13 protein-coding genes are annotated in these 13,648 nt (G+C 65.3%); 8 read left to right on the top strand and 5 right to left on the bottom strand.

Annotation, left to right across the window (positions count from 1 at the left end; genetic code table 11):
* Positions 1-882: a diaminopimelate epimerase gene (dapF, locus tag ACFWHR_RS06385; RefSeq protein WP_382447429.1), complete on the top strand. Its 882-nt coding sequence runs from the start codon at positions 1-3 to the stop codon at positions 880-882.
* Here dapF and ACFWHR_RS06390 read toward each other — a convergent pair.
* Both ACFWHR_RS06390 and ACFWHR_RS06395 read right to left on the bottom strand, forming a co-directional pair.
* A complete protein-coding gene (locus tag ACFWHR_RS06390) occupies positions 849-1,298 on the bottom strand; it encodes a bleomycin resistance protein (RefSeq protein WP_382447430.1) in 450 nt (149 codons plus the stop codon). The genes dapF and ACFWHR_RS06390 overlap by 34 nt on opposite strands.
* Before the next feature lie 22 nt (positions 1,299-1,320).
* A complete protein-coding gene (locus ACFWHR_RS06395) occupies positions 1,321-1,941 on the bottom strand; it encodes a class I SAM-dependent methyltransferase (protein ID WP_382447431.1) in 621 nt (206 codons plus the stop codon).
* A 328-nt stretch (positions 1,942-2,269) separates the two neighbouring features.
* On the opposite strand from ACFWHR_RS06395, the gene hflX reads away from it, so the two are divergent.
* From hflX to ACFWHR_RS06415, 4 genes are all read left to right on the top strand, one after another.
* Complete coding sequence (gene hflX / locus ACFWHR_RS06400) at positions 2,270-3,904, top strand: GTPase HflX (protein ID WP_382447432.1); 1,635 nt, start codon at positions 2,270-2,272, stop codon at positions 3,902-3,904.
* A 163-nt stretch (positions 3,905-4,067) separates the two neighbouring features.
* Entirely contained in the window at positions 4,068-6,389 is a 2,322-nt protein-coding gene (gene metE, locus ACFWHR_RS06405) for a 5-methyltetrahydropteroyltriglutamate--homocysteine S-methyltransferase (protein WP_382447433.1), read from the top strand.
* A complete protein-coding gene (locus tag ACFWHR_RS06410; protein ID WP_382447434.1) occupies positions 6,386-7,663 on the top strand; it encodes a hypothetical protein in 1,278 nt (425 codons plus the stop codon). The genes metE and ACFWHR_RS06410 overlap by 4 nt, the downstream gene beginning before the upstream one ends.
* A complete protein-coding gene (locus tag ACFWHR_RS06415; protein WP_382447435.1) occupies positions 7,660-8,565 on the top strand; it encodes a methylenetetrahydrofolate reductase in 906 nt (301 codons plus the stop codon). Before ACFWHR_RS06410 ends, ACFWHR_RS06415 begins: the two co-directional genes overlap by 4 nt.
* A gap of 117 nt (positions 8,566-8,682) precedes the next feature.
* Here ACFWHR_RS06415 and lipA read toward each other — a convergent pair whose 3' ends face one another.
* The 3 genes from lipA to lexA all read right to left on the bottom strand — a co-directional run bounded on the left by lipA (position 8,683) and on the right by lexA (position 11,175).
* Positions 8,683-9,702 carry a lipoyl synthase gene (gene lipA / locus ACFWHR_RS06420; RefSeq protein ID WP_382447436.1) on the bottom strand — a complete coding sequence of 340 codons (1,020 nt, stop codon included), beginning with the start codon at positions 9,700-9,702 and terminating at the stop codon, positions 8,683-8,685.
* A complete protein-coding gene (gene lipB, locus ACFWHR_RS06425) occupies positions 9,699-10,412 on the bottom strand; it encodes a lipoyl(octanoyl) transferase LipB (RefSeq protein ID WP_382447437.1) in 714 nt (237 codons plus the stop codon). Before lipB ends, lipA begins: the two co-directional genes overlap by 4 nt.
* 97 nt (positions 10,413-10,509) lie before the next feature.
* Entirely contained in the window at positions 10,510-11,175 is a 666-nt protein-coding gene (gene lexA / locus ACFWHR_RS06430) for a transcriptional repressor LexA (protein WP_382447438.1), read from the bottom strand.
* A gap of 260 nt (positions 11,176-11,435) precedes the next feature.
* Here lexA and ACFWHR_RS06435 point away from each other — a divergent pair, with 260 nt between their 5' ends.
* The 3 genes from ACFWHR_RS06435 to hisB all read left to right on the top strand — a co-directional run bounded on the left by ACFWHR_RS06435 (position 11,436) and on the right by hisB (position 13,648).
* Positions 11,436-11,840: a LysM peptidoglycan-binding domain-containing protein gene (locus ACFWHR_RS06435; RefSeq protein ID WP_382447439.1), complete on the top strand. Its 405-nt coding sequence runs from the start codon at positions 11,436-11,438 to the stop codon at positions 11,838-11,840.
* 40 nt (positions 11,841-11,880) lie between these two features.
* The gene (locus ACFWHR_RS06440) at positions 11,881-12,978 is read left to right on the top strand and encodes a histidinol-phosphate transaminase (RefSeq protein WP_382447440.1); all 1,098 of its coding nucleotides are present in this window, start codon (positions 11,881-11,883) and stop codon (positions 12,976-12,978) included.
* Between the two features lie 61 nt (positions 12,979-13,039).
* Positions 13,040-13,648 carry an imidazoleglycerol-phosphate dehydratase HisB gene (hisB, locus tag ACFWHR_RS06445; RefSeq protein WP_382447441.1) on the top strand — a complete coding sequence of 203 codons (609 nt, stop codon included), beginning with the start codon at positions 13,040-13,042 and terminating at the stop codon, positions 13,646-13,648.

Below are 13,648 nucleotides of genomic sequence, written 5' to 3' on the forward strand. Positions count from 1 at the left end.
ATGACGACCCTCGCGTTCACCAAGGGCCACGGCACGGGCAATGACTTCGTGCTTTTCTCCGACCCCGACGGTGAGCGAGCGCTCACTCCGGATCAGGTTCGCTTCCTGTGTGATCGGCGCTTTGGCATCGGCGCAGACGGTGTCATTCGCGCGGTGCGGTCGCGGGCGCTGCCCGAGGGCGCGTCAAGTCTCGCCGAAGAGCCCGATGCAGAGTGGTTCATGGACTACTGGAACGCCGACGGTACCCCTGCCGAGATGTGCGGCAACGGAATTCGCGTCTACGCGCACTACCTCATCACCGAGGGGCTCGTGGCGCCAGAGCGCCGCGACACGCTGCCAATCGGCACGCGCGCGGGCGTAAAAGATGTGCTTGCGGGGGTGTCGGGGTACACCGTCGACCTCGGTCGGTGGCGGCTCGCGCCTGAACGGCTCGTCGCCGCGCACGGGCTCGACGTGGCGCGGCCCGGGCTGGGCATCGATCTCGGCAACCCGCACATTGTCGCGGCCCTCGCGGATCCCGCGGAACTCGAAGCGCTGGACCTGCACCGCGCGCCAGCGCTCGATCCGGTGCCCGAGCACGGCGCGAACGTCGAGTTTGTCGTGCCTGAAGAGCCGCTCATCGCCGATGGCGTCGCGCGCATTCGCATGCGTGTGCACGAGCGCGGTGTCGGAGAGACCCTGTCGTGCGGCACTGGTACGGCCGCGGCGGCGCTCGCGTTCAGGCACTGGGGTGGCGAGGGAATGCCGAACTACTGGCGTGTAGACGTGCCAGGCGGGCGACTTGCTGTGCGTATGTTTCCGACCGAAGAGGGCGAACACGTGTCGCTGAACGGCCCCGCCGAGCTGGTCTACTCGGGAGTGATCGAGCTCCCCGAAATCTGACGCTGGCCCAGCGAGCTCTGGAATCGAATGAGATACCCGTCGGGGTCGGCCACGAGAAACTGCTCGACACCGACCTCCGTGGCGGCGTCGATGCGGTACCAGCACGTTTCGGGTTCCATAAAGAGCGACTGACCTGCGGTACGCAGCGCTGAAACGAGAGAGCCGATCTCGGCAACCGAGATCTGAAAGTTGATGCCGCGCCCGAGGGGCCGCTCGAGCGGAGCCGTCACCCAGTTGCGAATGATGCCCTGCTGCTCAAGCATCACGTGCACGTTACCCCGCGTGATGTACGCGAAGCCTTCTTCGACGCGCTCATACGCGATGACGAAACCGCAGAGATCGCGCCAGAAAGCGAGACTGAGTTGCAGGTCAGTGACGAGCAGCTCGGGAACGAGAGCGGGAGCCTGGGAAGTCACAGAGGCGTCCATGCTGTCGCGGTCAGGCTTGACGCTGCGCGCGAATGATATGGAAGCCCTTATCGCGGGCGGGGCGGTCGACTGCGAGCTCGGGGAACTCCGTCGCGATCCAGCGCTGCAGTGAATCCGCTCCCAAGTGCTTTGCCACCACGAGATGCGCGACGCCGTCGTCACTCAGGCGAGGCAGCCACTGGCGCAGGATCGCGTGGAGTGCATCCTTGCCCACCCTGATCGGCGGATTCGAGCGAATCTCGCCGAACATGAGCGTCGCCGGAACGTCTTCTGGAGTGGCCACTTCGATGTTCGTGATGCCGAGCCGCGCCGCATTTCTGCGGGTCAACTCGCGCGAGCGCTCGTTGACGTCGATAGCCCAGACCTCGCGCTCGGGCTGGTTGAGCGCAGCGTCGAGCGCAATCGGCCCCCAACCGCAGCCGATATCAAGCAGCGGCGCGGTGCCCGCGCTACCGAGGGTGTCGGCGGCTGGAAGCTCACGCAGCAGGATCGCGGTGCCGCGGTCGAGCTGCTCTGGGCTGAATACGCCGCCGGCGGTCACGACCGACCGGCTGGCGCCCGCGAGTTCAACCTCGATCTCGCGCGGTCGCAGTTCGCCGTCGGGGGACTCGGAAAAGTAGTGCTGGCTCACCCCACCAGTATCTCAGGCGCGGTGCGCGCTCCTTCTTTTTCTGATGGCGACAGATCTGGAGGCGACAGAAACTCCGTGCATAGAGCCGTTTTAAGCGGAGTTTCTGTCGCCCCGAGGTGGAGCTCGGCCGGGGAGACGCGGAGTTTCCTCGTGGAGGCGACAGAAACTCCGGGCGTAGAGCCGTTTTAAGCGGAGTTTCTGTCGCCTCTCGCTCGGCGAGGGCGCCGTCGCCTTCGCTGTCGCCTCTCGCTCGGCGAAGGAGCCACCGCCTTCGCCACCGGCGAACGGGCGGCGCGCCCGGGCGTACGGTGCGTAGACTTGGGGTCAGATGACGAAACGAAACTCAGACGATGCAGGCCTCGCTGTCGAGGACGCAGCCGTGGATGCCGCTCCCGTGAACGCTCACGCGGAAGCCAACGCTGACAACGACAGGAACGCCGACCACGGCAATAACGCCGACTCCGCACCCCGCGCCGACCCGCTCGACCGGGTGCTTTCGCGCGCCGCTGGCGCCGGATCCGCAACGGTCATCCGCGACCTCACAAGCGGCGCCCAAGCGCTCGGCGACGCCGAGCACGATCAGCTCTCGGGCGACCTCGACGCGATTCGCATGGAGCGTGAAGACCGCGCCTCGCTGAAACGCGTCGTCGGGCTCTCTACAGAGCTTGAAGACGTTACCGAGGTCGAGTACCGCCAGTTGCGGCTCGAAAACGTCGTGCTCATCGGCGTGTACTCTCAGCGCACCGCTGACGACGCCGAGAATTCGCTCCGAGAGCTCTCCGCCCTCGCTGAGACGGCCGGTGCCCGCGTGCTCGACGGCCTGCTGCAGCGCCGCGCGCATCCGGACCCGGCCACCTATCTCGGCAAGGGCAAAGCCCAAGAGCTCACCGAGTTGGTCGCGGCGGTCGGTGCCGACACCGTGATCGCTGACACCGAGCTCGCTCCGAGCCAGCGCCGCGCACTCGAAGACGTGGTGAAGGTGAAGGTGATCGACCGTACGGCCGTCATCCTCGATATCTTCAGCCAGCACGCCAAAAGCCGTGAGGGCAAGGCACAGGTCGAGCTCGCGCAGCTCCAGTACCTCCTGCCGCGACTGCGCGGCTGGGGTGAATCGATGTCGCGCCAAGCGGGTGGCCAGGTCGGCTCCGGCGGTGCTGGCATGGGCTCGCGTGGCCCGGGCGAAACGAAGATGGAGCTCGATCGCCGCAAGATTCACACGCGCATGTCGAAACTCCGCAAGCAGATCGCCGGGTTCGCGCCGGCGCGCGAGGCGAAGCGAGCGAACCGCAAGCGCGGCGAAGTGCCCTCGGTCGCTATCGCGGGCTACACGAACGCTGGCAAGTCGAGCCTGCTGAACCGACTGACCGGCACGCAAGAACTTGTGCAGAACCAGCTCTTTGCAACGCTCGACACGGCCATCAGGCACGCCGAGACTGAAGACGGCCGCCGGTTCACGTACGCGGACACCGTCGGCTTCGTGCGTAACCTGCCCCACCAGTTGGTCGAGGCGTTCCGGTCGACCTTCGAGGAGGTGGGCGACGCCTCGGTGATCCTGCACGTCGTTGACGGTTCACACCCCGACCCCGAAGCTCAGCTGCGCACTGTGCGCGACGTCATCTCTGAGGTCGACGCGCAAGACATCACGGAGCTGGTCGCCTTCAACAAGGCCGACCTGATCGACGATTCGCAGCGCCTCGTGCTCCACGGGCTCGTGCCTGACGCCGTGTTCGTCTCGGCTCGCACGGGTGAGGGCATGGACGAGCTGAAGCGTCGCATTGACGCGGCGCTCCCGGTTCCGGATCGCGAAATCACTGTCGTGGTTCCCTACGACCGCGGCGAATTGGTTGCCGAGCTCCACGAACGCAACCGAGTACTTGAAACCGAGTACGTCGAGACGGGCACCCGCGTTCGCGCGTATGTCACCTCGGAGATGCTGGCGAAACTCGAACCGTACCTCGCGTAGTGCGCGCTGTCGGCGGAGAAATGCCGCGCAGCGGCGCCGCGGTAACGGCAAAGTAATAGAGAGCAACACGACTCGGAGTTTGCGCGGGCGCTGGATACCTTGGGGGAGATCCGCGGATCACGGTGGTTGCCGTGATCCTTGAATTTCCCAGTAAAGGACGGCTATGACCGCAACGACGCCACTGCCCACCGCGACGATCCTCGGATACCCGCGGTTGGGCCGCCGCCGCGAGCTGAAGCGCGCGATCGAGTCGTTCTGGAAGGGGCAGAGCGACGAGGCTGCGCTGCAGGCCACCGCGCACGAGCTGCGCGCGGCGACTCGTACCCGTCTTGTGGAGCTCGGGCTCTCCGTTTCGGGCGGCGCTGTCCCCGAGAGCTTCAGCTTCTACGATCAGGTGCTCGACGCGACGCTCGCGCTCGGCGCGATCCCGCATCGCTTTGCCGACATCGCCGGAAGCGACCTGGTTAAGTACTTTGCGCTTGCCCGTGGCGACCGCGACCACCAGCCTCTCGAGATGACGAAGTGGTTCGACACGAACTACCACTACAGCGTTCCCGAGCTTGACGAGCGCACACCGCTCACGGCGAACCCTGCGCAGCTCGTTGCCCAGCTCGCCGAGTCGGCGGCGCAGGGCATCGAATCGCGCCCCGTGCTGGTCGGGCCGGTCACCTACTTGCTGCTGGCAAAGGCATCGGACGAGGCGAGCGAGGGGTTCCAGCCCATCGATCGGCTCGACGAGGTCGTCGCGGTGTACGTCGAGTTGCTCGCGAAGCTCGCAGCCGCCGGTGCGACGTGGGTGCAGCTCGATGAGCCCGCGCTCGTCTCCGACTCGCTCGCAGTGCCCCGCGATGAGACGCTCGCGCTCGTCGAGCGGGCATACGCGCAGCTTGGCGCAGCTTCGAGCCGTCCGCAGATTTTGCTCACCGCACCCTATGGTGACTCGTCGCAGGCGCTCACACGGCTTGGCAGGCTGCCCGTCGAAGCGGTGCAGGCCGACCTCGTACGCGGGAGCCTGCCAGAAGACGCGCTCGCTTCCGGCGACCTCGCAGCAGCATTCAGTGATACGCAGCTGGTCGCGGGTGTCGTCGATGGACGCAACATCTGGCGAACGAATCTGCGCACCGCGTTCGGCATCCTCGAGCGCCTGCAGCAGGCCGGTATCGCCGTCGTTGCTGGCACCTCGAACAGCCTGCAGCACGTGCCGCACGACGTGAACGACGAAACGCGGCTCGACGCTCAGCTCGCGTCGTGGCTCGCCTTCGCCGATCAGAAGGTCGAACAGGTCGCCGTACTCGCGCGTGGCCTGGCTGAGGGCGCGGCCGCGATTGAGGCAGAACTCGCTGAGGTCGATGCGATCCTCGCGGCGCGTGCCGAGACAGCCGGGGTGCGCATCGACACCGTACGTAGTCGCGTCGGCGCGGTCTCCGATGGTGATCGCGACCGCGCCGCGGAGGAGGATCGCCGCACCGCCCAGCGCGCCCTCGATATTCCGCAGCTTGCGACGACGACGATCGGCTCGTTTCCGCAGACCGGTGAGATTCGCAAGGCGCGCGCCGCGTTTGGCACGGGCGAGATCGACCAGGAGGCGTACGACGGCTTCCTGCGTGCAGAAATCGAGCGCGTCATTCGACTCCAGGAGGAGATCGGGCTCGACGTGCTCGTGCACGGCGAAGCCGAGCGCAACGACATGGTGCAGTACTTTGCAGAGCTGCTTGACGGCTTCGCGGTCACCGAGAACGGCTGGGTGCAGTCGTACGGCACGCGCGCGACCCGCCCCTCGATTCTCTGGGGCGACGTCTCGCGACCGGCTCCGATGACCGTGGCGTGGTCGGCCTACGCGCAGTCGCTCACTGATCGCCCGGTCAAGGGCATGCTCACGGGACCGGTCACGATCCTCGCGTGGTCGTTCGTGCGCGACGATCAGCCCCTCGCAGATACCGCGTCGCAGGTCGCCCTGGCGCTTCGCGATGAGATCGATGATCTCGTCGACGCCGGCATCCGCATCGTGCAGGTTGACGAGCCCGCGCTGCGCGAGCTGCTGCCGCTCGATGCTGACCGCCAGCCCGCCTACCTTGACTGGTCGGTTGGCGCATTCCGCCTGGCGACCAGCGGCGCAGCCCCCGAGGTGCAGATTCACACTCATCTCTGTTACTCGGAGTTTGGTGAGATCATCGACGCGGTCGACGGCCTTGACGCCGACGTTACGAGCATCGAAGCAGCGCGCAGCCGCATGGACGTCGTCGAACCGCTCGGTGACCACGGCTACTCGCGCGGCATCGGCCCCGGTGTGTACGACATTCATTCGCCCCGTGTGCCGAGCGTCGATGAGCAGCAAGAGTTGATTCGCATCGCCGCCTCGCGCATTCCCGGCGAGCAGCTCTGGGTGAACCCTGACTGCGGCCTCAAGACCCGCGGATACGAAGAGACCGTGGCCAGCCTCACGAATCTCGTTCAGGCGGCTCGCGCGGTTCGCGCGGGCGCGTGAGCGAGACGCGTACCGGCGAGGCGGGGGCGACTGCACCGGCAGCCCCCGCCTCGCCGTGGCGCGATGCGGAGCTCCCCACCGAGGCGGTGGGGAGCCTGCCGCGTCCGGCGAGCCTGCAGCGTGCGGTGCTTGACGCGGAGACGGGCCTCGTGGGTGCTGATGAACTCGCCGAGGCGCAGGATCGGGCCGTGCGCGACACACTTGCGCGTTTCGCCGAGACCGGCTCGCCCATCGTGAGTGACGGCGAACAGCGGCGACAGAGTTTTTCCAGCTACCCGCTCGGGACCTCGTTTGACGACGGTCAGATTCTTGAGGGGCCCGTGTTCGCGGTCTTCGCAGACGGCCACCATCGCGTCATTCCGAGTCTCGCGCGCGGACCATTCAGGTTTCGCGCGTGGGCAGCCGACGATGTCACTGCGGCGCGCCCGTTGACGACACTGCCGTTGAAGCAAGCGGTGATCTCGCCCTCAATGCTCTCGTTGATGGTGCCTGTGGCGGGCCTCGGCGAGTACAGCCGCGAGGAGTTTCTCGCCGATGTGGTCGCTGGGTGCGCCGAAGACATTCGTCGCAGCTTTGCCGCTGGGGCGGCGCGCGTCACCATCGACTTCACCGAGGGTCGCCTCGCGCTGCGACGCGATCTTCGTGCGCCGTGGGCAGGCCCAGATGCGCTGGGTGGATTTATTGAGCTGATTAACCGGGTGCTCGCCGAGTTGACCCCCGAACAGCGCGCTGCCGTTGGGGTGCACACATGCCCGGGGAATGATCACGACTCCGCGCACAGCGCCGATGTCGACTACGCCGGGCTGATCCCGGAGCTGTTTCACATCGAGGCTGGGTACTTTCTCGTGCAGGCGGCAAGTGAGAAAGACCCGGATCGTGTCGCTCGCCTGATCGGGCGTCAGCTGCGGCAGCGCTCGCGTTCGGCGGATCAGGCGCCGCGCGTGCTCATCGGGGTGACCAACCCCGCGAGCCCGAAACTTGAGACAGCGGAGGAGATTCGTGACCAGATCGTGCGCGCCGCTCGATTCATTCCGCCGGAGCTCATCGGGTCAACCGACGACTGTGGATTCTCTCCGTATCTGATCGACGAGAAGCCCAAGCACGGTTCGCCAGACTTCGCCCGTGATGTGGCGTTCGCCAAGATCGCAGCTCGGGTGCGCGGCACGAGGCTCGCACAGCAAGAACTCGCGGGCGTGGCTTCTGGTCCTGTCTCGTATGCGGGGTTCGGCAAGACGGGCGCGCCCGCCGGAACGGCGGGGGAGGTGCACGCGTGAATTCACTCCTGCTTCCGGGCGGCGGTGCCACCCGCGCGCGCTTTTCTTTCGAGGTGTTTCCGGCGCGATCGGGCGCGGCCGCCCTCGCGCTCGGCCACGCCGTGCAGCACCTGTCGGCGGCTGACCCAGACTTCATCTCGGTGACGTACGGTGCAAACGGCTCGAACCGCGGTGCCTCGCTCGATCTCGTGAAGTACCTGCGAGACCACACCGATGCGTTGCCGCTCGCACACCTGACAACCGTGAGTGAGACTCGCGAGGCCGTGCGCGAGGCGATTCACGCGATCATGGACGCCGGCGTGCATGATTTTCTTGCGCTGCGAGGCGACCCGCCGCGCGGCACAGACGAGAGCGATGCCGGGGTCATCGGTTCACTCAGCTCGCTCGAACTGGTGCAGCTTATTTCGGAGGCTCGTGCCGAGCGACCAGCGTTCACGAGCGTCGGTCGCACGGCAGTAGCCGCGTACCCGAACGGCCACCCGCTTTCGCGGTCTCGCTCCGAAGACCTCGACTGGCTTGTCGCCAAGCAGGAGGCGGGGGCGAACCTCGCAATCACTCAGCTCTTCTTCCACGCCGACGACTATCTATCGTTCGTCGACGATGCGGGGAAGGCAGGGCTGACTATTCCCGTGCTGCCCGGCTTAATGCCGGTCGCGACGAGCGCGCAACTGCGCAAGGTCGCGTCTCTCGCTGGCCAGGCAGCCCCCGCGGATCTCGCGCGCGAGCTCGAGGCTGAAGGTGGCTATGCGCCCGAACTCGGCGTCGAACACACCGTAGCCCTGGCGAGCGAGTTGCTGGCGGGAGGTGCCCCGTCGGTGCACCTGTACACCTTTAATCGGCACGAGCAGGTACTGGCGGTGCTGCGCGAGCTGAATCTACTGACGCCTGATCCGGTGCGCTGAGCAGTGTTCGGGCTCAGCTCGAGATGCGCTTGAACCGAGTTCGGGATGAGCTTAGGTTGAGCTCGATCTGGAAGCGGCGAGCGGTGCTTGTGCTCGCTCGCCGCTCGCCGATCTCAGCTACACCGCCTGCGGGAACGAGTTCGCAGAGCGTTCCGTGAGGTGCGCGAGCGTCTCGGGTATCGGGCGCCCCTGCGCCAGCATTGTTTGCGCCCACAACCGACCAGCGCGATACGACGATCGCACGAGCGGGCCAGCGAGTACCCCGGAGAACCCCATTTCCTCTGCTTCAAGTTGCAACTCCGTAAATTCCTCCGGTCGCACCCAGCGGTCGATGGGGTGGTGCAAGGTCGACGGACGCAGATACTGCGTGAGTGTCAAGATGTCGCAGCCCGAGTCGCGAAGCTCTCGCATGGTGTCGGTGACCTCAGTGCGGGTCTCGCCCATCCCCAAAATGAGGTTTGACTTGGTCACCATGTCGGAGCGTCGCGCAAGCGCGATGACGTCGAGGGACCGTTCATAGCGGAAACCCGGCCGAATGCTGCGGAAAATGCGCGGTACCGTTTCGAGATTGTGCGCAAAGACCTGCGGTCCTGCCTCGAAGACTTGTGCGAGGTCTTCCGGGCGGCCCCCAAGGTCGTCGGCGAGGACCTCGACGCCTGAACCCGGGTTCAACGCGTTGATCTGACGGATGGTCTCGGCGTAGAGCCAGGCTCCGGTGTCGGGGAGATCGTCGCGAGTCACGCCGGTGATGGTCGCGTACTTGAGGCCCATCGTGCGCACCGACTCGGCAACTCGGCGCGGTTCATCACGATCGAGCGGAAGCGGCTTGCCGCTGGCGATCATGCAGAAGTCACAGCGACGGGTGCAGATCGAACCGCCGATGAGGAATGTCGCCTCGCGGTCTTCCCAGCACTCGAATACGTTGGGGCACCCGGCTTCCTGGCATACCGTGTGCAGACCTTCCTTGGCGACGAGATCGCGCACTTCGCGGTACTCGGGGCCGAGGCGGGCGCGCGTCTTGATCCACGATGGCTTTTTTTCAATTGGGGTCTCAGCGTTGCGGGACTCGATGCGCAGCAGTTTGCGGCCCTCCGGCTCCGGTCGAGTTCCGGTTGAGGGGAGGCGCTGCGCGCTCATGCGATGACCCCTTCGAGAGTAGCCTCGAGGCGACTCTGCAGGGGCTCCGCGACCTGCGCTGGCGTGATGGTGCGGCCGGCGATCTCGCTCAAAGTGGTGACTCCCGCGTCTCTGATGCCACACGGCACGAAGTTCAAAAACGGGGCTGGATCATTGCTGCAGTTAATTGCCAGCCCGTGTGTGATTACTCCTGCCTTGGCGTGTAGGCCGATCTGCGCGACCTTGGCGAGCTGGCCGTCTGCAGCGTCTGCCCACACGCCGGACCGGCCCTCAACGCGTCGACCGGAGAGGCCGAACTCGGCCATCACATCGATGATCGTCTCCTCGAGCGCGCGCACGAGATCGACAACGCCCACCTGTGGGCGCAGACGCACGATGGGGTAGGCCACGAGTTGACCCGGCCCATGCCAGGTGACGCGCCCGCCGCGATCGACGGGCACCACAGGTGTGCCGTCGCTTGGATACTCGTCTGGATCGGATCGCCTGCCAGCCGTGTACACCGGGAGGTGTTCGAGCAGCAGGATCGTTCCGAGCTGAGAGCCGCCCTCGAGGCGTGCTGCGGCCTCGGCCTGCAGTGCCAGGCCGTGCTCGTATGGCACGAAGTCGGGGGCGAAACCCACGGATCGGGATTCCACTCGGGATGGGGGCTGCGGCTGTCCGAGCTGCGGCGAGGAGGCTCGCACTGCAGGTGCATCGTCGGTGCTGATCATGCTCCCAGGCTAGTTGGACGCGATCAAACAAATCAAGTCCCGTAAAAAAGCCGCGCTCGACGGATGGTCTGAGCGCGGCTTCCTGGAGTGCCGGGCGCTACACCGAGCGGAACACAGCGACAACTCGCCCGAGCACTTCAGCGTGATCACCGAGGATGGGCTCGAAGGCGCTATTGCGGGGAAGCAACCAAGTGTGTCCGTCTCGCCGACGGAACACCTTTACGGTTGCCTCGCCGTCGAGCATTGCGGCGACGATGTCGCCGTTCTCTGCCTCTCGCTGCTGGCGGATAACGACGAAATCGCCGTCGCAGATGGCGGCGTCGATCATAGATTCGCCGACTACGCGCAGCATAAACAGCTGGCCGTCTCCGACTAGCTGTCGGGGGAGTGGCACAATCTCTTCGACCTGCTGGTCGGCGGTGATGGGAACGCCAGCAGCAATCTGGCCGACAAGCGGCACGAACGCTGCTTCGACGGGCTGCTGTGCGGGGGCGTCGCTGATCGCGCTGGCCGTCGACGCGAGCTCGACCAGGATCTCAAGTGCACGGGGACGGTTCGGGTCGCGGCGGATGTAGCCGCCGAGCTCCAGGCGACTGAGCTGGTGCGTGACGCTCGAAAGGGAAGAGAGACCAACGGCGTCGCCGATCTCGCGCATGCTCGGCGGGTAGCCGCGGCTTTCCACCGAACGGGCGATGTACTCGAGAATCGCCTGTTGCTTCTCACTCAGGGGCTTCGTGGATCGGGGCGCAGCTGCATTGCTCATCGCTGGTCCTTTCTAGCCCGAAGGCGGTGCGGGATTGTCGCGATCCATGAATGTCGGTGGTTGCTGATTCAGTGATCCCGTTGACCGAAACCCTAGCCGCGGTATTCGAACACTGGCAAACACGTGTTCGAGTGTCGCGAAAAAAATCGAAACATATCTTCGATTAATCCCTTGCGGTTTCGAATCATCGTATATATATTCGAAACAGATGTTCGCACGGGTGGGAAATCCGAGGGCATCCGAACAGAAGGGAAGTCATCATGAGCGCATCAGCGGTTCTGAGTCAGGATTCACGAGAGATCACCGTGTCGACGGGATCGATCCGCCTGACTCGTCGCGGGCGCATCGTGTTTGGTGCCTTCGCGACTGTCTTGGTCGCGGCCCTTCTCGCGCTCGTGGCGGCGTTCGCTGCGCCCGAAGCGATGGCCTCGGCCCACGGGTCGAACGGGCAGCAGTTCGAGTACGTCGTGGTGCAGCCCGGCTCATCGCTCTGGTCGCTCGCGACCGACCTTGATCCCGCCGCAGACCCACGTGATCTCGTTACTGAAATTGTGCAGCTGAATCAGCTGAACGATTCGTCAGTGCAGGCGGGCGATGCGATCGCGGTTCCGCTGCGATACTCAGACAACCCGATCGTTGTATCCGGAGATGACCTCGGCGTGTAGCTCAGTTCCGGCTCGCCGGTCGCGGCTTTAGACTGGTGAAGTGACCAGCCTGAGCGATCTTCCTCTCCGCGACAACCTTGTCGGCCAGCAGCCGTACGGTGCCCCTCAAGACACCGTGGCTGTGCGCTTGAACGTCAACGAGAACACGCATCCGATTCCTGAAGAGGTTGCGATTGACATCGTGCAATCGCTCGCACACGCGGTCACGGGAGTGAATCGGTACCCCGATCGAGAGTTCGTGGAGCTTCGCACCTCCCTTGCGGCGTACCTGGGTCACGGCCTCGCCGCTGAACAGGTTTGGGCGGCGAACGGCTCGAACGAGGTGCTGCAGCAGGTGCTGCAGGCGTTCGGGGGGCCTGGGCGGTCGCTGCTGAGTTTTACGCCGACCTATTCGATGTACCCGCTGCTTGCCGCTGGGACCGACACTGACTGGATTCCCGTCGAGCGTCCTGATGATTACGTCCTCACGACCGAGTCGGTGGTTGAAGCGCTGCGAGAGCACCAGCCGGACATTGCCATACTGTGCGGGCCGAACAACCCAACAGGAACCACGCTTGACTCAGAGGTGATTCTCGCAGCCTATGACGCCTTCGACGGCATATTGATCGTCGACGAGGCCTATCAAGAATTCGACGCCGAACACGAAAGTGCTGTCGCACTGCTCCCCGGGCGACACAGGTTGCTCGTGTCGCGCACGATGAGCAAGGCGTTTGCATTTGCGGGCGTGCGGCTCGGCTACCTTGCTGCAGACGCCGCCATCATCGACGCGCTTCGGCTCGTCCGTCTGCCGTATCACCTCTCGGCGCTCACGCAGGCCGCGGCGACCGCTGCGCTGCGGCACGCTGAGGCGATGCTCGCCACGGTCGCTGATATTCGCGGGCAGCGCGATCGTATCGCTGAGGCCCTCACGGGTCTTGGCTACGTAGTGCACCCCTCTGGCGCGAACTTCCTGTTGGTGGGAGGCTTCGCCGATCCGGCAGCCACGTTTGAGGCGCTCTTCGCCCGCGGCATTCTGATTCGTAACCTCAGCATCCCGGGGCACCTGCGCATCACCGCGGGTACGGAGGCCGAAACCACAGCGGTTATCGAAGCCATCACCGCGCTCGGCCCTGGTGGCGCTCGCTCGGCAGGGGAGTAACCAACAGGGCTGCCCGAGTTTGGATGACTGACGGTTGTTCGCGGCCGATAGACTGACAACCATGACTGCAGCTCCGCGCACCGCCTCGCTCACACGATCGACGAGCGAGTCGCAGATCACCCTGAGTGTCGACCTCGACGGTACTGGCTCGTCGCAAATTGAGACCGGCGTGCCGTTCTTCGATCACATGCTCACCGCGTTCGCGCGGCACTCACTCACTGACCTCACGGTCACAGCGGTTGGCGACGTGCACATCGACGTGCACCACACGGTTGAAGACACGGGCATTCTGCTCGGACAGGCGATCTTGGAGGCGTTGGGCGACAAAGTCGGCATCTCGCGCTACGGTGACGCGCTCGTCCCGCTCGATGAGGCGCTCGCTCAGGCGGTCGTCGATATTTCCGGTCGACCATATCTTGTGCACTCCGGGGAGCCCGCAGGGTACGAGTTCCACCTCATCGGCGGGCATTTCACCGGCTCAATGGTGCGCCACTTCTTCGAGGCGCTGACGCTGAATGCGCGACTGACGGTGCACCTGAAGCTGCTCGAGGGCCGTGATCCTCACCACATCGCCGAGGCCGAGTTCAAGGCATTCGCACGCGCGTTCCGCGAAGCGAAGGCGCTCGACCCGCGCGTCTCCGGCGTGCCATCCACCAAGGGCGCGCTGTGA

Origin of the sequence: Leucobacter sp. NPDC058333 (assembly GCF_042726155.1) — a bacterium.
In the GTDB taxonomy this organism is placed as follows: domain Bacteria; phylum Actinomycetota; class Actinomycetes; order Actinomycetales; family Microbacteriaceae; genus Leucobacter.